Source organism: Marcopretia estuarina LEGE 06307 (assembly GCF_056633115.1).
Map to the genome: position 1 here is coordinate 504,618 of NZ_JBSJOY010000001.1, position 17,497 is coordinate 522,114.

Here is a 17,497-nt window from a genome sequence, read left to right on the forward strand (position 1 = left end):
GTGCGGCTCAGATCCCCTCGGCCCGCCTCGCCTCCGCCATCAGCCGCTCCAGCCTGGTCAGCACCGATTCATTGCTCATGCGGTTGTTGAGCCGCTCGGCCAGCAGCGGAAAGGCGAACGGCCCCGGACGCGGCGTGTGCTCCAGGCGCAGCTCGCTGGCCCGCAGACGCGTGAGGGCGGCCTGCAGACGGCCCAGCTCCAGCTGCTCGTCGAGCACCTCACGGCGTGCCTGGGCCAGCAGGCGGTTGGCCGGCTCGTGCTGCTGGAACACATCGAACAGCAGGCTGGCACTGATCTGCAGTTGGCCGCCGGTTTTGTTCTGGCCAGGAAAGCCGTTCAGCACCAGCCCGCTCACCTGGGCGATCGCGCGGAAGCGGCGGCGGCACAACTCCGACAGGTTGATCGTGCGTTCCAGGTCGTCCTGCAGCCCCGCCGCTTCCAGCAGCGCGTCGCCGGCCTGCTCGAACAGCTCGGCGAAGGGATAGCCGCGCGGCGCCAGCAGCTCGAAGCCGTAGTCGTTCACCGACACGGTGATCGTGCCGGCCTGGAGCCGCGCCAGGCGGCCGGCCCAGAGGAAGCCGAGGCCCTCATGCACGAAGCGCCCTTCAAACGGATAGGCGTAGAGGTGGCTGCCTTCGCGGCTGCGGGTGATCTCCACCAGAAACTCATGCGCGCGTGGCAACGCCGACACCTCGTGCTGGCGGCGCAGCAGAGGCTCCAGGGCGCGTAACTCGGGGGTGTCGAGCGTGGCGGCATCCTCGGGGTCGCGGCTGGATGCCAGGGCCCGGGCGCAGCGGTCGACCTCCTGGCGCAGGTGTTCGCTGAGCAGATCGGAGAGGGCCATCTGCCCACCGGCCCAGGCCGGCACCAGGGTGCTCTTGCGGGTGCTGGCCTTGACCAGGGCGGTCATGTCGCGCAGGCGCACGAACTCCAGCTGGCGGCCGGCGAAAAAGAACACATCGCCGGGCTTGAGCCGGCTGACGAACCCCTCCTCCACATGGCCGAGCGTGGCGCCCCGCACCACCTTCACCGTGATCGAACGGCTGGCAGTGATCGTGCCGATGTTGAGGCGGTGCAGCCGGGCGATGGCGGTCTCGCGCACCCGGTAACGGAAGGGAGCTTCTGCGTGGTCTTGCGTTTCACGCGTGCGTTCAGTCACCGCACCCGCCAGCGGGGTGCCTTCCAGTGCCGTGGGTTCTGCTGGCGACGCCAACGGCTCGCGTTCGAGCTTGCGGTAGCGGGGATAGGCGCCGAGGCAGTCGCCGCCGTGCTCGAGGAAGCGCAGGCACCAGTGCCAGTCGTCGTTGCTGAGCTGGCGGTAGCTCCAGGCGCTGCGCACGCTGGCCAGCTCCTGCGCCGGCTCAAAGCCCGGCCCGCAGGCCAGGGTGGTGAGGTGCTGCAGCAGCACATCGAGGGGCGCCTGCGGCGGCCGGCGCCGTTCCACCAGCCCCGCCGCCAGCCCGCGCCGCATCGCGCTCACCTCCAGCAGCTCCAGGGCGTTGGTGGGCATGAACAGCACCTGGGAGGTGCCGCCGGGGCAATGGGCGGAGCGGCCGGCCCGCTGCAGCAGCCGCGCCAGGTTCTTGGCACTGCCGATCTGCACCACCCGCTCCACCGGCTGAAAGTCAACGCCCAGGTCGAGCGAGCTGGTGCACACCACCCAGCGGATCCCGCCAGTCTTCACCCCCGCTTCGATCGCCTCCCGTTCGGCCCGGTCGATCGAGCCGTGGTGCAGCGCCAGTGCCCCCTCCATTTCCGGGCAGGCATACCGCAGGCATTGATGCCACCGCTCCGACTGGTTGCGGGTGTTGGTGAACAGCAGCGTGGAGACGGCGGGATCGAGTGCCGCCACCAGCTCTTCATACATGCGCAGGCCCAGGTGACCCGCCCAGGGGAAGCCGTCGATCTGGTCGGGCAGCAGGCTGCGGATCTCGGTGTGGCGGCGCAGCTTGGCGGTGACGATCAACGGCGGCGGAGCCGCTGCCCCCACCGCCGCGCGCGCCGCCTCCTCCAGGTTGCCGATCGTGGCGCTGATCGCCCAGGTGCGCAGGCCCGGCCGGCGCTGGCGCAACCAGCTGAGGCACAACTCGCACTGGCTGCCGCGCTTGCTGCCCATCAGCTCGTGCCATTCATCCAGCACCACCGTTTCGAGGCCGTCGAACAGCTCGTCGGCCTTGGCCCCCGCCAGCAGCACCGACAGCGATTCCGGCGTGGTGATCAGGATCTGGGGCGGCTGGCGCAGCTGGCGGCTGCGCTCGGCGCTGGCGGTGTCGCCATTGCGGATGCCCACGCGCAGCGGCCAGCCCATCGCCTCGATCGGCGCGCGGATCGCCAGGGCCAGATCGCGGCTGAGCGCCCGCAGCGGCGTGAGATACAGCAGCCGGATGCCCGCACCTGGACGCGCCAGCATGCGGGCGATCGGACCCATCACGGCGGCGTAGGTCTTGCCGGCGCCGGTGGGCACCTGGATCAGCCCGTCGCGGCCCTCCAGGTAGGCCTTCCAGCACTGGCGCTGAAACGGCATCGGCCGCCAGCCCTGGAGCTGGAACCAGTCTTCGATCGGGCGGAGCGGCGCGCCCCTGCGGCTGGCCAAGTCGCGCCGCCCGTCAGATGGAGAGCACGGCCACCACCACGGCGGCGATCGCCAGGATCACGGCGCCGAGCACCACCCCGGCAGCGATGTTGCCCTTGCGGATCTCGCTGCGGTAGTCGATCGGCGAGAGGCGATCGAACAGCAGCAGGCCGCCGTAGATGAGGATGACGCCGAAGAACGTCCAGCCAACTGTCAGCAGCAACTGGAGCAGCGGTTTGACCATGACCACGTCACGCCTTCGCCGTCAGGGTAGGGACTCCCCGGGAGCAGGCCGACCTGGCGGCAGCGTGACGGCGGCCACGACGGTGCGCTGGCCGCTGCTGGCCCTGCTGCTGCCGCTGCTGCCCCTTGCGGTGCTGGCGCTCTCCGCGCTCGAACCACCGCAACGGCTGGTATTGGTGGCGACGCAGGAGCAGCCGGGCCGCAGCGAGCCCTTCGAGCTGCGCGATGGCTGGCTGGGGAGTCCGCGGATCGCCATGGAGGCGGACATCCCTTTCAACAGCACGGTGGTGTTGGAAGTGCGCCTGCTCGATCAGGCAGGCAGAACGGTGTTGGAGCTCTACAAGGATGGCTGGCGTGAGAGCGGACTTTGGACGGATGGCGGCAACAGCGGCAGCTGGCAGGAGCAGGACACGGCCCTGCTGCTCCAGCTCCGCCCACAGAGCAGCGGCCGTTTCCAACTCGAGGTGACGCCCGAAGAGCTGCTCGACGCGAGCGGCTTACCGCTCCAGGCACCGGTGACACTGCGCGGCACAGTGCGCAACCACAGCGTTGCCGCCGGCCTGCTGGTGTTCACGGCGGTGGTCACCCAGGCGATCGTGCTCTGCCTGCTGGGGGCGGTGTACGGCGCGGCGCGCTCGCGGCGCCTGCTGCGGGTGGAGCACGGGGTGGCGGCTGCACGCCTGCCACTAGGCGGGCCGGGGCTGGTGAAGCTGGTGGTGAACGCTCACTGGGAGCTTCCCGATGGCGCCAAGCCTGAGACGTATTCGCCCACCACGGCCTTGCTCTGCTTAAGCCTCAGCGATGCGGCCGGCGAGCGTCGCCTCGATCATCAGGTCACTCTGCCGTTAGACATGCAGGTGAACGATGGCGACTACTGGCTCACGCTTTCTGAGACGTACTACCTGCGGCAGGCGGAACCCGGCAGCTACCGGGTGCGGGTGACGGTGCCGGAAGCCTTCGCTCCCCAGGACGACCCCTGGGAGATCGAATGGCTGGAGCTGTGGGTGGAGGATGGCATCAATACGGCCTTCCAGGTGCCGTTGCTGCCGATCCGCCCACCGGGCGCCCGCGCCTGAGATGCTCAGAGAGTTGGGAGACCGCTCGCCATGCCCCGCGAACAAGCGGTGATCCTGCTGCTGGCCGTCGGCGCCGTGGGCGTGGGCACCGGCACGGCCATCCTGCAGCCGGCTCTGTTCCGCCTCGGCCAGGAGGGCACGCCGGCCAGCTTCAGCGGCGTGCGCTACGGCGGCAGCTACCGGGCGGGCCGCTGGGTGGCGGCGCCGGACCGCTCGCGCAGCTGGTCGGGCTTTCAGGGGCGAGGACCGGGCTCCGCCAAGTGACCACCGCTGCCGCCCCGCCGCTGCGCCCCCTGCAGGTGTGGGTGCTGCTGGCGGCGGCAGCGGTGTCCTCCACCGTGAGCCTGGTGCTGGAGCTGATGCTCGCCACCCAGGCCAGCTACCTGCTGGGCGACCACACCCTGGCCACCGGCATCGTGGTGGGCACCTTTCTGGCGGCGATGGGCCTGGGGGCCTGGCTGAGCCAGTTCCTCGCCTGTGGCCCCAACCCGTTCGCCCGGCTGCTGCGGCTGTTCCTGCTGGTGGAACTACTGCTCAGCCCGCTCTGCCTGCTGGCGCCGCTCGGGCTGTTCGCCCTGTTCGGTGCCGGCGGGCCGGTCTGGCTGGGGCTGGTGGTGCTCACCCTGCTGGTGGGGGTGCTGGGCGGCATGGAGGTGCCGCTGCTCACCCGCCTGCTGGAGACCCAGCAGCACCTGCGCACGGCGCTGGCACGGGTGCTGGCGCTCGATTACCTGGGCGCGTTGGTGGGGGCGCTGCTGTTCCCGCTGGTGCTGCTGCCCTGGCTGGGCCTGCTGCCCACCGCCGGCCTGCTGGCGCTGGTGCCGCTGCTCAGTTGCCTGGTGATCTGCCGGGTGTTCCCCCTGAGCCGCCGCTGGCGCTGGCTGGTGGGGGGCACCTTGCCGCTGGTGGCTCTGGTGGCCTGGGCTGTGCTGCCCCTGGGCGACAGGATCGAAGACAGCCTCTACGACGACCCGGTGGTGGGCCGGGTGCAGAGCCGTCACCAGCGCATCGTGCTGACGCGCCGCCGCGATGACCTGCGCCTGTTCCTCGACGGCAACCTGCAGTTCTCGAGCCTCGACGAATACCGCTACCACGAGGCGCTGGTGCATCCGGTGATGGCCTTCCACCGGCAGCCCCATCGCGTGCTGCTGCTCGGTGCCGGTGATGGCCTGGCACTGCGGGAGGTGCTGCGCTGGCCGGGTGTGCAGCGAGTGGATCTGGTGGAGCTGGATCCCGCCATGCTCCAGCTGGCGCGCCGGCACCCCTTCCTGCGGCGGCTCAACCAGGGCAGCCTCGACGACCCGCGGGTGCATCTCCACAGTGGCGACGCCTTCGAGCGGGTGCGGCACCTGCCCGGCGCCTACGACGTGGTGATCGCCGACTTTCCGGATCCCGCCACCGCACCGCTGGCGCGTCTCTACAGCGTCAGCTTCTACGGCCGGCTGCTGCAGTTGCTGGCGCCGGACGGGCGGCTGGTGACCCAGGCCTCCACGCCCTTCTTCACCCCCAAAGTGCTGGCCTCGATCCAGGCCACCTTCGAGCAACTGCCGCTCACCACGCGCGCCTACAGCGTGGATGTGCCCAGCTTCGGCCCCTGGGGCTTCGTGATCGCCTACCGCGCGGGCCAGACCCTGCAGGCCGCCCCGTTGCCGTTCAGCGGCCGCTGGGCCGATGACGCCCAGATCGCCCGCCTGTTCCCGCTGCCGCGGGACCTGCGCCTGCCGGCCGGCGAGCAGGTGCGGCCGAACCGCCTGCTGCGTCCTGTGCTGTCCGAGTACCAGCGCCAGAGCCGCTGGTCGGGGCCGTGAGCTGAGCAATGGTGGCGATGTGCCTGGCCGCCAGGGTGGTGTCGATAGGCTCGCCGCTACCGGCGGCCGTGGCCGGCCCTTGGAATCGAGCCGATGACGGTGTGGATCTTGCTGCTGGGGCTGCTGGTGGCAGCTGTCGTGGTGCTGCAGCTGCGGCGCTGGTGCCGCCGCCCGGCTGCCCTGCCCCAGGACCGCACCCTGTTCACCCTCCGCTACGGCGACATCGTGCAGTTCGAAGGGCGCGACTGGGTGGTGGAGGACAGGCTGCTGTGTGCCGAGGAAGGCTTCGAGTGGCTGGAGTATCTGCTGCGTGACGGCAACGACGCCCGCTGGTTGAGCGTCAGCGAAGACGACTGGCTGGAGGTGAGTTGGCTGGAGAGCGTCAGCGCTTCGGCATTGGATCCAGCGTCGCTGGCCGGTTCCGGCGCGGGCCGCTTCCCGGCGCGGCTGCAGCTCGACGGTGTCACCTATGCGCTCAAGGAGCAGGGCCGGGCCTCGATCAGCTCCAGCGCGCGGGTGATGAACCGGCGCCAGAGCGGCTGCCGCTACGCCGATTACACCGCCAGCGGCGGCCTGGTGCTGTCGCTGGAGCAGTGGGATCTGGCCGCTGCTGTCGCTGCCGGTCAGACCCCCGACCCGCCCGAGCTCAGCGTGGGCCGCCTGATCGATCCCGGCCAGCTCAGCCTCTTGCCCGGCGATGGGCGCTCGGTGTACCGCTGAGTTGGTCTACCGCTAGGGGCGGTGACCCTGCCGCCAGGAGGTGGCTGCCATCCCACGGTTACAGCCGTCATCCTTCTGCGGACCCTGGTCCTGGCCTGCCGTCCTCGAGCAGGGCTTCGGCGGCCGCCAGGGTGTCGGCCTCAGCCGCCGGTTTGTTGCGGCGCCAGCGCAGGATGCGAGGGAAGCGCACAGCCACCCCGCTGCGGTGCCGGCCGGAGCGCTGGAGGCCTTCGAAGCCGAGGGTGAACACCTGCAGCGGCTCTACCGCCCGCACCGGCCCGAAGCGTTCGGTGGTGTGGCGCCGGATCCAGCGATCAAGCTCAGAGATCTCGGCATCATCAAGACCGGAGTAGGCCTTGGCGAAGGTCACCAACTGGCGCGGGCTGGTCCCTTGTCCTGACGGTTCCGGATCCACCGAGTCAGATGGTGCGCTGGCCCATAGCCCGAAGGTGTAGTCGGTGAAGAGGTTGGCGCGGCGGCCGCTGCCTGCCTGGGCATAGAGCAGCACTGCATCGAGCTCCATCGGCTCGAGCTTGTGTTTCCACCAGTGGCCCCGCTTGCGGCCCGCCAGATACGGCGAATCCAGCCGCTTGAGCATCAGGCCCTCGGCGCCGGCCTGGCGCGCCTGGCTGCGCAGCGGCTCCAGCTCCTCCCAGCTCTGGAACGGCAGCCCGGTCGACAGGCGCAGAACCCCCTTCAACTCCTCAGCGGCGGTCTCCCCCAACCCCGCGCCGAGCTGGACCAGGTCCTGCAGCCGCGCCGCCAGGGGGTGCTGGCGCTGGTCACGGCCGCCCGCTTCCAGCAGGTCATAGGCAACGAACGCAGCCGGGCAGGCCTGACGCAGCGCTCGACTCACGCTGCGCCGCCCCAGGCGCCGTTGCAGGGCCGCAAATCCGAGCGGACGGTCCGCCGCCGGCGGCCACACGATCACTTCCCCATCGAGCACGGTGCCGTCCGGCAGGGCATCGCCCAGGGCCACCAGCTCCGGGAAGCTTTCGTTGACCAGATCTTCGCCACGGCTCCAGAGAAAGGTGGTGCCGGCGCGGCGGATCAGCTGGCCGCGGATGCCGTCCCATTTCCACTCGGCGCGCCAATCAGCGGGGTCGTCCGTCAGCAGCCGCTCCGGCTCCAGTGGACTGGCCAGGTAAAAGGGATAGGGGCGGCTGATCGGTGCGTCCTCACCGCTGGCGGTGGGGCTGAGCAGGGCGGTGAAGGCGGCGGCACTGGGCTCGAAGCCACCCATCAGCCGATGGGCCAGCTCCGCCGCCTCCAGCTGGCTCACCTCGGCCAGGGCTCGTGTGACCAGGCCGGTGGATACCCCCACCCGGAAACCGCCAGTCAGCAGCTTGTTGAACACGAACACCTGCGCTGGCGGCAGGGCTGACCAGATCTGCAGCACCGCCTGCGCCTGCACTTCGCCGTCGAGCGCAGCCAGCGCCGGCAACCGCTCTGCCATCCACACCGACAGCGGCAGGTCGAGAGGTTCGCCAGCCGGCAGCTTCAGCTGGGGCAACAGCAAGGCGATCGTTTCCGCCGAATCCCCGACCTGGGAGTGGCAGGCCTCGAACAACCATTCCGGCAGCCCGGCCGCCCCGAGGCAGATCTCCCGTAAACGCCGTCCGGTGAGCAGCCGACGGCGCCGCTTGCCGAGCAGCAACTGAAGCGCCCAGGCCGCATCGCCCGCGGGCGCTTCGCGGAAGTACCCCACCAGCGCCGCCACGCGCGCCTTGGTGCCGCTGCTGCGATCCAGGCACTCGAACAGGTCACAGAAGGCGTGCACAGGCAGGGGATGGGTGGGCAGGGCATCGGCCCTGGCGCCGGTTGTAGCGATCAGGGGTGAGGTGGCGTGACCAGTGGGCAATCGGCAATCAGCGGGAGGATGAACGCCATCCGCTACGTGCGCCGGAAGCCTCAAGCGCCAACGCCAGCCCTGGCAGAACCCTCGGAACGTGAATTCCTTCAGAGCAGGAGGTTGGAGCGTGTGAACAGATCGACGCCCAGCAGCTTCACCTCAAAGTCAGGCTTGCCGTTGCCATCGACATCACCCTGCAACAAAGCATGGCGGAAAGGGGAGACATCAATCCTCAACTGGCCCGCCGTACCATTGAACTGCCGCTGCCCGATCCAGCTGAAGCGTTGCTGCCCCGCTTGAAGTGAACGGGCATCCACCGCTGCGAGATCGATCTGATCGGAAGGATCGAAGTCGGTGATCACATCGCGCTGGTGCTTGGTGTCGAGGCTGCTGTCGGCCCGGACGTAGACGAAGACATCGCGACCATCACGGCCTGGCAGAGCCTGCCTGGATCCTCCCAAGGGCTGACGGGTGATGGCATCACGGCCGGGTTCCTGCAGGCCACTGGGCGGCGTTGCTCCCCCGGAGAGCAGATCCGCTCCGTAACCGCCGGAGATCACATCATTGCGGCGGGTGCCCACCACTTCATCATTGCCGGAGCCGCCGGTGGAGGCGGAAGCCAGCGCACCGATGGTGATGGTGAGCTGCTGAAGATTGCCTTGATAATTGGCGTTGTAGTCGTCCTTGGCGAAGGTGTAGAATCCAACGAAGTTCTGGTTGCCATTGGCATAAAGACCCATCCCGCCTTCGGTGTTGGCCTGGGCACGCAGGATTGACGTATAAGCGTTCGGATTGGAGGGATCGTCCGGCGCATAATTGCCTCCAGGAGCATCCGGCGAGCCAAAGGCATAGCCGAAATTCCACACATTGAAGTTGGACGCATAGAAGAGTGAGTCGCCGGAGGGATCCACACTCGATCCGGCTCCATTGTTCATCGTGCTCCAGTTGAGATTGCTGGAGAAATCGAAGCCGAAGGTGGGCGAAGGGTAGCCAGCAGGCAGCGGCACCCCGGCCGCCAGGTCGGGCAGGGCGGGGATTCCCCCCGCAGGCAGCTGGCTGGCCTGGCCGGACGGCTGCAGCCCGCTGGCCGTAGGGGAGACTCCTCCCCAGGGCATCGGCCCCCAGGGCACGTCGGCCCCGAAGCTGGCCCATCCCGCCGCCATCGCCGGCGGCAGCGAGACGGCCGCCGCCTGCTGGGTCCAGAAAGACTCACTGGCCTGCCATTGCCAGATCGACATCGGGCCGATGAAGCGACGGTTGGCAGGGTCGTAGAGGTCGGAAACGGTGCCGACAGCCGCCAGACTTGCCGCACTCTGGGGCAGGAAGTTCTGTGGAGGCAGGGCAGCCATGGCCTGGGCGATCGCCGTGGCATCCAGGAATCCGTAGGTGGTGCCATTGAGCTTCGACTGAATGGGATAGGCCCAGTCGTTGATATAGCTCACGTCAGCACTGAATCCCGTGCTGCTGTAGGTTCCATCCCAGGTGTACTCATAAAAACTGAAGGCATCGCGGATGGAGAGCCCACTCGGTTCGCCGCCACCGGCGTTGTTCTGGCTCGTGAAGATATCCGTGCTCGACACATAGATTCTTAAGTTGCTGCCTGATGGCACAGAGATGCTGTTCGTTCCTGTAGTGAGCGTTCCCGTGCTCACGATCTGCTCGGAGGTGTAGCCATTGGACACCACCCAGTAGCTCAGCGGCTCGCCACTGCTGTTGTTGATCGCCAGGCTGCCGGTTGTCATTCGATGATCCGGATGTGTAGCTTCGGCTGAACTCTACAGAGAACCCTTCTGCTGAGCACTGCATGACGATGCCACAGCTTTGTAGAGCGCTGCAGGCGTTCCATGCTGTCGTGCGCATGATCAGTCGCTGGCCTGCAGGGGTGCCGATCACGCCGTGCCGACTGATTGGTTTCCCTGGGATGCACAGCATCCCCCAACTGGCGCACGCCAAGGAGCCAGCAAGGCGTGGCAGGTTGACAATGGTTTGTTGGCGTCGCTGCGCCTGGCTGATCGTGGGTGAGTCCTGCAGCCTCGTGTGGTGGTGACCAACAAGAACTTCCAGGGGAGATGAAGAGCCACTACCCCACAGAGCGACAAGACAGTCACCCCCTCATCCTGGCCAGAGCAGCCGTTGTTCTGCCAATGGTTCACACCTTCCTGCCGGGCAAGGGGCTCGTTCGGTGTCTTCTGCCTACAGAACCGACGACGACTGTCTCCCATAGGGCAAGGGCGTCTGGTTGCGCTGGTTCATGCTGGCAGTCTCGCGACTTGCACGCAGTCCGTGTCGTTCTGGAAACACGGCCTCCTTGGGCAGCGTTTCAGGCAGCCACCCGTTGGGGGCCGATCAACAGGGGCACCATCTTTCCATTCAGCCGGAAGCTCTGGATGAACAGATACGTGCTGAGAAACAGAACACCGCCCACCAAAGCAGCAAGACCAAGCATCACCCCCACGCCACTGAACTGGTGACGCCACATCACCCAGAGGGCGGAGATCATCAGCATGAACGAGAAATCCAGATTGAACTGCCCGGACCACTTCAGCTGCTGCAGGTTGCCGATGAAGACAGCCAACAGGCCAAACCCTTGCTGGCTGATCACCACCGCCGTGTAGCCGAGAAGGGCAAGAAACATCGAGATCAGCAACGTGCGGAATGCAGTCATGGCAGCCGTGGTGTGTGATCAAATCTGAAGTGTGGCGAACATTCCCTGCGGCCTGACCCACGCATGCCGCCGGCCCGGAGCGCCACCGGGAGCAACAGCATCGGAGGGGTTACCCCTGCAAGTGTACCGGGAATTCATGAAGGCTCAGCCTGCAGTCAGCAGCCATTCGCTTTCATCATTCGCCGGCAACCCTCCATCCGAAGGCAAGCAACTCTGCCCGTTAAGGCCGGCAACAGCGAACCCATCGACGCACAAAGGCAGTCAAGTCGTGACGCCAAGGTGTGCCGTCTGATGCAGAGCTTCAGGGCTCGCGGATTCCGTACACCAGATCAACGGTCACAACCCCCCCTACGTCTCTTCCCCACGCTCCGCCGCAATGCCGCCGCTGAGGGGCTCGGCGCTGATGCCTTCCACGTCGCGCAGGTAGCGGGCCAGCACGTCGCTCTGGCCGTGGGTCACGTACACCTGCTGGGCGCGGCTCTGGCGCACGGTGGTGAGCAGACCGTTCCAGTCGGCGTGGTCGCTGAGCACGAAGCCCCGCTCGTAGCCGCCCCGCCGCCGGGCACCGCGCACCGCCATCCAACCGCTCACGAAGCCCGTCTGCGGTGCCTTGAACCGCTTCATCCACACCGAACGATGCGCCGACGGGGGCGCCAGTACCAGCCGGCCCGCCAATGGTTCACTGCGGGGCAGTTCACTCACGGGCCGTGTGGGCGGCATGGCGATCCCCTGCTCGCAGTAAGGCGCCATCAGGGTCTGCACGGCGCCATGCAAGAGCACCTCCTCACGCACGCCCAGCTGGTGCAGCTCCGCCAGCAGACGCTGGGCCTTGCCGAAGGCGTAGCAGAACAGGATCGAGGGCCGCTCCGGGGCACCATTCCACCAGGCGTGGATCTCGGCGGCCACCTCCTGGCCCGGCCGCCAGCGATACACCGGCAGACCGAAGGTGGCCTCGGTGATCAGCACATCGGCCTGCACCGACTCGAACGGCACGCAGCTGGGGTCGGCATCACGCTTGTAATCGCCGCTGATCAGCCAGGTTTCGCCGCCGGCGCTGATCCGCACCTGGGCCGAACCCAGCACATGCCCGGCGCTGTGAAACGACACGGTGGCATCGCCGAGGCGCAGCTCCTGTCCGTAGGCCATCTGGCGGAGATCAATGCCCTGGCCCAGTCGCTGGCGCAGCACGCCGGCGGCGCTGCCCACCGCCCAGTACACCTGGCTGCCGGGCCGGGCGTGGTCAGCGTGGGCGTGGGTGAGCAGGGCGCGTGGCACCGAGCGCCAGGGGTCGATCCAGGCGTCGGCGGCCGGGCAGTAGAGCCCCTGGGGGGTGTGCTGGATCAGGGAGCCCGGCGGCAGCATGGCGATGCGCGATCAACAGCCGGGCTCGGTCGCCGGCCTCGAGCCAGGGCAGGGCGCGAAGGCCACGCTCAGCGGCTCATGTCCAGCATGCGCTGGATCGGCAGCAGCGCCCGGGTGCGCACCGCTTCATCCAGCTCGATCGCCGGCTCCAGCGTGGCCAGGCAGTGCCAGAGCTTCTCGAGCGTGTTCAGGCGCATGTAAGGGCACGCATTGCAGCTGCAGCCGTCCTGCCCGGGCACTTCATAGAAGGTTTTATGGGGCAGCTTCAGGCGCATCTGGTGCAGGATGCCCGGCTCGGTGAGCACGATGAAAGCGGTGGCCTCGCTGGTTTCGGCGCGGTGCAGCAGCTTGCTGGTGGAGCCGATGAAGTCGGCCAGATCCAGCATGTTGGGCAGGCATTCCGGGTGGGCGATCACCTCGGCCCCGGGATGATCGAGCCGCAGCTTCAGCAGCGCCTGCTCGCTGAAGGTTTCGTGCACGATGCAGCTGCCGGGCCAGAGGGTGAGTTCACGGCCGCTCTGGCGCGCCACCCAGCGGCCCAGGTTCTGATCCGGTGCGAACAGGATTGGCCGGTCGGCGGGCAGCTGTTGCACCAGGCTCACGGCGTTGCTGCTGGTGCAGATCAGGTCGCTCTGCGCCTTCACCGCCGCCGAACAGTTGATGTAGCTCACCACGTAGTGGTGGGGGTGCTGGGCGCGGAAGGCGGCGAACGCTTCGGCGGGGCAGGCATCGGCCAGGGAGCAGCCCGCTTCCAGATCGGGCAGCAGCACCGTTTTGCCGGGATTGAGGATCTTGGCGGTTTCGGCCATGAAGTGAACGCCGCAGAACACGATCACCTCGGCGTCGGTGTCGGCGGCGCGGCGGGAGAGTTCGAGCGAATCGCCGATCACATCGGCGATGTCCTGGATCTCAGCGTTCTGGTAGTAGTGCGCCAGGATCACGGCGCGGCGTTGCCTGGCCAGTTCCCGGATCGCCTGCGGCAGCGCGTGCCGGGCGGGAGCGGGGCCGACGCTCAGCGGCCTGGTAGAGAGCGGGCTGGTGGTGACGGTGTCGATGGCGGGAGTGGAGGGTGTCGCGGACGGCGCCCAGAAGGCTTCTGGGCCAAGATGACACCACCCTAGGGACGGGGCCCGGCCCGCATGCGCATTGCGATCGCCGGCGACCTGCACGGGCAATGGGATGCCAGCGATGTGGATCTGCTCCACCGGCTCGCTCCTGATGCGGTGCTGGTGGTCGGCGACCTCAGCGATGGCCAGGAGCGCATCGCCGCCAGCCTGGGGCGGCTGGAGTTGCCCCTGGCCTGCATCCTCGGCAACCACGACGCCGGCCGTGATGCCAGCGGCCGCTGCCTGCGGCGCCAGATCGAGCTGCTGGGTGATCGCCATTGCGGCTGGGCGCTGCGGCAGCTGCAGCCCCCGGGGCTGGCGGTGGTGGGCGCCCGGCCCGGCAGCGCCGGCGGTGGCTTCCATCTCTCACAGGCGGTGCAGGCGGTCTGGGGGCCGATGAGCGTCGACGATTCAGCCCAGCGCATCACCAACGCCGCCCTGGCGGCCGATCCTGCCCTGCCGCTGCTGCTGCTGGCCCACAGTGGGCCGGCCGGTCTGGGCAGCGAGGCCCAGGACCCCTGCGGTCGCGACTGGAAACCACCCGCGTGTGACTGGGGCGACCAGGACCTGACCCTGGCGATCGAGCGCATCCGCCGCCACCGGCCCGTGCCGCTGGTGGTGTTCGGCCACATGCACCACGCGCTCAAGCGCGGGCGGGGCCTGCGCCGCAGCTTTGTGATCGACCGCAGCGGCACCGCCTATCTCAACAGCGCCTGTGTGCCGCGCCATGGCGTCGATCAGGAGGGCCGCGCCCTGCGCCACTTCTCCTGGGTGGAACTGGTGGACGGCAGGGTGCGGCGCGCCAGCCACCGTTGGTACCACCCCGGCGGTGAGCTGCTCTATGAACAGTTGCTGGTGCAGCAACCGTTGGCCGTGCCGTGCTGATCTATGCGTGCGTGAGCGGCCACGGCTTCGGCCATGGCTCCCGGGTGGCCTCGGTGCTGCTGGCGCTGGCGGCGCTCCGGCCAGGCTGGCGGCTGGTGCTCTCCACCTCGCTGCCGCCCTCTTTTCTCCAGCTGGCCCTGGCGGGGGTGCCGTTCGAACATCGCCCGCTGCGCTGGGATGTGGGCGCGATTCAGGCCGATGCGCTCGGTGTGGATGGAGACGCCACCCTGGCGGCGCTGGAGGCCGTGACTGCCTCGCTGCCGCCGCTGCTGGAGGCGGAAGCGCACTGGCTGCAGCAGCAGGGGGAACCGGTGCTGCTGCTGGGGGATGTGCCGCCGGCGGCGGCGCGGCTGGCGGCGTTGGTGCGGCGGCCGCTGGTGTGGATGGGCAACTTCGGCTGGGACGACATCTACGCGCCCATGGGGGGGGCCTTCCTCGACTGGGCCGAGCGCTTCCACCACGATTACCGCCGCGGCACGCACGTGATCCGCTGCCCGTTTTCGATGGCGATGGATTGGGGACTGCCGGAGACGGCGGTGGGCCTGACGGCAGCAGCGCCGCAGCTGGCGGCGGACGCGTTGCGGCAGCGGCTCGGCCTGCCGGCCGAGCGGGAGCGCTGCGTGATGGTGAGCTTCGGTGGGCTGGGTTTTGCCCTGGGCCCTGAGCCCTACGCCCGCTGGACCGGCTGGACCTTTGTGACCACCGACGCCAGCGCGGCGGCGGCGCCGAATGTGCACCTGCTGCCGGCGGACGTGCGCCCCCTGGAGCTGATGCGGCTGTGCGGCCGCCAGATCAGCAAGGCCGGCTACAGCACCTTCTGTGAGGCGCTGGGCCAGGGCACGGGGGTGCATCTGGTGGAGCGCCACGGCTTTGCTGAAGCGGCGGTGCTGGAAGGCTGGCTGCGGCGCCACGGCCGGCACCGGCTGCTGAGCCAGCCGCAGCTGCTGGCCGGCGACTGGCAGCTCGACCAGCCGCTGCTGCCCCCCAGCGACGGTCCGCTGGCAGCCGATGGCGCTCAGCAAGCGGCGGCTCAGTTGGTGCAGCTGGCCGAAGGGATGGCGCCCTGAACAACAGCGCTGATCGCTGGGGAGCATTGCAGCGCAGCCGTTCTGGTGTATTTCACTACTGAGTGGCTTCAATCAGCAGATCTGATCAACCAGCGCAGATTGATCGGAGCAGCAAAAAACTCAGTGCTCAACAGTGATCAGAACCGTGCGGCGCCTCAAGATAACTGGTGGACAGTCGTGCGATTGGCACATATAACCCTTGGATCCATGTTGGCGTTTGTCACATTGAGCCGAACCAAACCCGCCGCGATGGATTCATCCTTCTCTACGACGGTCCAGAAACAAGAAACTGACCTGCACATCTGAGCCGCTTCGTCAAGGTTCAGGGTCACTTCTCAGCCGATTCACAGACTTTTCATTCCCACGCGAATGCGCAACGGAAACAACAAACCGTTGACCGATTGCGCCTAGCCACCGGCAGTCCCCCTCAGGATTCCGCCCTCTTCCTTTCCCACGTCCCCTTCACTCCGATCCCCGTTTTGCGCACTCTCCGCTCCGCTGCCCGCCACCTGCTGCTGCCCGCCGCCGCGCTCGCCCTGGCGGCTCCTGCCCACGCTGCCGTGCCCAGAACGCCGTTCCTGTGGCAGGAGATCCGTCGCCCGGCTCCGGCCCCCGCCATCACCGGTCCTCACTCCATGGCGGTGGCCCTGCCCAGTGAAGTGCCGCAGGATCCCCGCTTCTTCGTGATCACCCCGGAGCGCCGCGCGCTGCTCAACACGATTCGCTTCGCCGAAGGCACCTGGGCCCGCGGTGAAGACCGGGGCTACTGGATCATGTTCGGCGGCAGCCTGATGCCCTCGCTTGATCGTCACCCCAACCGGGTGAACCGCACACCTGGCTACGCCAGTGCAGCCGCCGGCGCTTACCAGTTCATGCCTTTCACCTGGACCATGGCCAGCAGCCGCATGGGCCTCAATGGCTTCGGGCCGCATGTGCAGGATCAGGCCGCCATCTTCCTGATTCAGCGCCGCGGCGCACTCGAAAAAGCCGACCGTGGCGTGTTCACCCCCCAGCTGGCCGCCCGGCTGGCCCCGGAATGGGCGTCCTTCCCCACCCTGGCCGGCAACAGCTTTTACGGCCAGCCGGTGAAGCGCTTCGATGAGCTGCGTCGTTTCTACGAAGCCAACCTGGCCGAGCTGCGCGCTTCACTCAACGTGCGCATCGAAGTGGCCACCATCCCCACGCCGCCCCCGGTCTGCGACAACGACACTCTTTCCTGTGCGCTAGAGCAGGTGACGCCTACCCCCTGAGCGCTCAGCCGCTGAGATCACCCGCCCGCATTGCCCACCGGAGGTTTGCCCACCGTGCGCTGGGCGATGAGGTAAGCGGCCAGAGAGCTGCCCAGAAAACCGAGGCTGTTGCGCAGCACCGGCAGCCAATCGGAGGTGCGGGTCACCACCGGGCCGAGGCCGAACACCACGAAGAGCATCACCCACAGCGGTGAGAGCAGCAGCACCCAGCTCCAGGCGACGGTGTCGCCCTCCTTGCGCGGGTAGGCGGCGAAGCCCACGATCAGGCCGCCCAGCACTGAGGTGCAGAAGGTGAGCAGCCACTGCTCCTGAGGCAGGCCCGGCACCACCTGGCAGCCGCCGCGCTCCAGGCAGGTCTGCACGGCGCCGAGGGCGGCCACGATCGCGCCGTCTTCGCCGTTGTCGCGCACATAGAACTGATTGCCGTAGCGGGTCTGCAGCTCCACCCAGAAGGTGCGCGGCATCAGCGCGAACAGGGCATCGCCCACGTTGAAGTTCAGCAGGTTGCCGCCGCGGGGGTCGGCCACAAGCAGCACGCTGCGCTCGTCGAGATCCCAGTACTGCTTCACCGCCAGGCCCGGAGTGCGCTCGTACTGGGTGAGCACCCGCAGCTTCCAGCCGCTGGAATCCTCGAAGCGGTCGAGCTTGTCTTCCAGGGCGGCGCGCTGGCCATCGGTGAGCGCCCGTGCCAGATCGATCACGGGTGTGGGGTGATCAGGCAGCAGCTCCGGGTTGTCGGCCGCGAAGGCGGCCGGCGAGGGCCAGAGCAGCAGCAGGGCGGCCAGCAGCGCCAGCCAGCACCCTGCCGCGGCGTGACGCCGGGGCGCGGGCGAGGCCGGCGAGCGGGAGACGGAGGAGCGGCCCATGCGGCAGGTTCAATGTGCTCCGATT

Annotated in this window: 16 protein-coding genes; 8 read left to right on the forward strand and 8 right to left on the reverse strand. The window is 68.2% G+C overall.

The window, feature by feature from the left end:
- Positions 1 to 7: 7 nt before the first annotated feature.
- Together ACWJI3_RS02505 and ACWJI3_RS02510 are read right to left on the reverse strand one after the other, a co-directional pair.
- Positions 8 to 2,524: a DEAD/DEAH box helicase gene (locus tag ACWJI3_RS02505; protein ID WP_480202747.1), complete on the reverse strand. Its 2,517-nt coding sequence runs from the start codon at positions 2,522 to 2,524 to the stop codon at positions 8 to 10.
- Positions 2,525 to 2,606: 82 nt separating this feature from the next.
- The gene (locus ACWJI3_RS02510) at positions 2,607 to 2,816 is read right to left on the reverse strand and encodes a DUF350 domain-containing protein (RefSeq protein WP_480202748.1); all 210 of its coding nucleotides are present in this window, start codon (positions 2,814 to 2,816) and stop codon (positions 2,607 to 2,609) included.
- A 64-nt stretch (positions 2,817 to 2,880) separates the two neighbouring features.
- Between ACWJI3_RS02510 and ACWJI3_RS02515 the strand changes: the two genes are divergently transcribed.
- From ACWJI3_RS02515 to ACWJI3_RS02530, 4 genes are all read left to right on the forward strand, one after another.
- On the forward strand, positions 2,881 to 3,891 hold the full coding sequence (locus ACWJI3_RS02515) for a hypothetical protein (RefSeq protein WP_480202749.1): 1,011 nt from the start codon (positions 2,881 to 2,883) through the stop codon (positions 3,889 to 3,891).
- A gap of 30 nt (positions 3,892 to 3,921) precedes the next feature.
- Positions 3,922 to 4,155: a hypothetical protein gene (locus ACWJI3_RS02520; RefSeq protein ID WP_094510625.1), complete on the forward strand. Its 234-nt coding sequence runs from the start codon at positions 3,922 to 3,924 to the stop codon at positions 4,153 to 4,155.
- On the forward strand, positions 4,152 to 5,699 hold the full coding sequence (locus ACWJI3_RS02525; RefSeq protein WP_094510624.1) for a polyamine aminopropyltransferase: 1,548 nt from the start codon (positions 4,152 to 4,154) through the stop codon (positions 5,697 to 5,699). Before ACWJI3_RS02520 ends, ACWJI3_RS02525 begins: the two co-directional genes overlap by 4 nt.
- Positions 5,700 to 5,792: 93 nt before the next feature.
- Positions 5,793 to 6,419 (forward strand): DUF4178 domain-containing protein, encoded by a 627-nt coding sequence (locus tag ACWJI3_RS02530; protein WP_094510623.1) that lies wholly within the window; start codon positions 5,793 to 5,795, stop codon positions 6,417 to 6,419.
- 67 nt (positions 6,420 to 6,486) lie between these two features.
- Here ACWJI3_RS02530 and ACWJI3_RS02535 read toward each other — a convergent pair whose 3' ends face one another.
- The 5 genes from ACWJI3_RS02535 to nadA all read right to left on the reverse strand — a co-directional run bounded on the left by ACWJI3_RS02535 (position 6,487) and on the right by nadA (position 13,314).
- Positions 6,487 to 8,199: an ATP-dependent DNA ligase gene (locus ACWJI3_RS02535; protein WP_480202988.1), complete on the reverse strand. Its 1,713-nt coding sequence runs from the start codon at positions 8,197 to 8,199 to the stop codon at positions 6,487 to 6,489.
- Between the two features lie 179 nt (positions 8,200 to 8,378).
- Positions 8,379 to 10,013 carry a M10 family metallopeptidase C-terminal domain-containing protein gene (locus ACWJI3_RS02540; protein WP_480202750.1) on the reverse strand — a complete coding sequence of 545 codons (1,635 nt, stop codon included), beginning with the start codon at positions 10,011 to 10,013 and terminating at the stop codon, positions 8,379 to 8,381.
- A gap of 578 nt (positions 10,014 to 10,591) precedes the next feature.
- Positions 10,592 to 10,936, reverse strand: a complete 345-nt coding sequence (locus ACWJI3_RS02545) for a hypothetical protein (RefSeq protein ID WP_480202751.1) — start codon at positions 10,934 to 10,936, stop codon at positions 10,592 to 10,594.
- A gap of 348 nt (positions 10,937 to 11,284) precedes the next feature.
- Positions 11,285 to 12,298, reverse strand: a complete 1,014-nt coding sequence (locus ACWJI3_RS02550; RefSeq protein ID WP_480202752.1) for a ligase-associated DNA damage response exonuclease — start codon at positions 12,296 to 12,298, stop codon at positions 11,285 to 11,287.
- 68 nt (positions 12,299 to 12,366) lie between these two features.
- A complete protein-coding gene (gene nadA, locus ACWJI3_RS02555) occupies positions 12,367 to 13,314 on the reverse strand; it encodes a quinolinate synthase NadA (RefSeq protein ID WP_480202989.1) in 948 nt (315 codons plus the stop codon).
- A gap of 123 nt (positions 13,315 to 13,437) precedes the next feature.
- Between nadA and ACWJI3_RS02560 the strand changes: the two genes are divergently transcribed.
- The 4 genes from ACWJI3_RS02560 to ACWJI3_RS02575 all read left to right on the forward strand — a co-directional run bounded on the left by ACWJI3_RS02560 (position 13,438) and on the right by ACWJI3_RS02575 (position 16,606).
- Entirely contained in the window at positions 13,438 to 14,289 is an 852-nt protein-coding gene (locus ACWJI3_RS02560; protein ID WP_094510775.1) for a TIGR04168 family protein, read from the forward strand.
- Positions 14,283 to 15,356, forward strand: coding sequence for a hypothetical protein (locus ACWJI3_RS02565; RefSeq protein WP_480202753.1), 1,074 nt, complete (start codon positions 14,283 to 14,285; stop codon positions 15,354 to 15,356). Before ACWJI3_RS02560 ends, ACWJI3_RS02565 begins: the two co-directional genes overlap by 7 nt.
- 45 nt (positions 15,357 to 15,401) lie before the next feature.
- Complete coding sequence (locus ACWJI3_RS02570; protein WP_480202754.1) at positions 15,402 to 15,662, forward strand: hypothetical protein; 261 nt, start codon at positions 15,402 to 15,404, stop codon at positions 15,660 to 15,662.
- A 173-nt stretch (positions 15,663 to 15,835) separates the two neighbouring features.
- On the forward strand, positions 15,836 to 16,606 hold the full coding sequence (locus ACWJI3_RS02575; RefSeq protein WP_315855830.1) for an endolysin: 771 nt from the start codon (positions 15,836 to 15,838) through the stop codon (positions 16,604 to 16,606).
- Between the two features lie 17 nt (positions 16,607 to 16,623).
- Here ACWJI3_RS02575 and ACWJI3_RS02580 read toward each other — a convergent pair whose 3' ends face one another.
- On the reverse strand, positions 16,624 to 17,472 hold the full coding sequence (locus tag ACWJI3_RS02580) for a TPM domain-containing protein (RefSeq protein WP_480202755.1): 849 nt from the start codon (positions 17,470 to 17,472) through the stop codon (positions 16,624 to 16,626).
- Positions 17,473 to 17,497 lie beyond the last annotated feature (25 nt).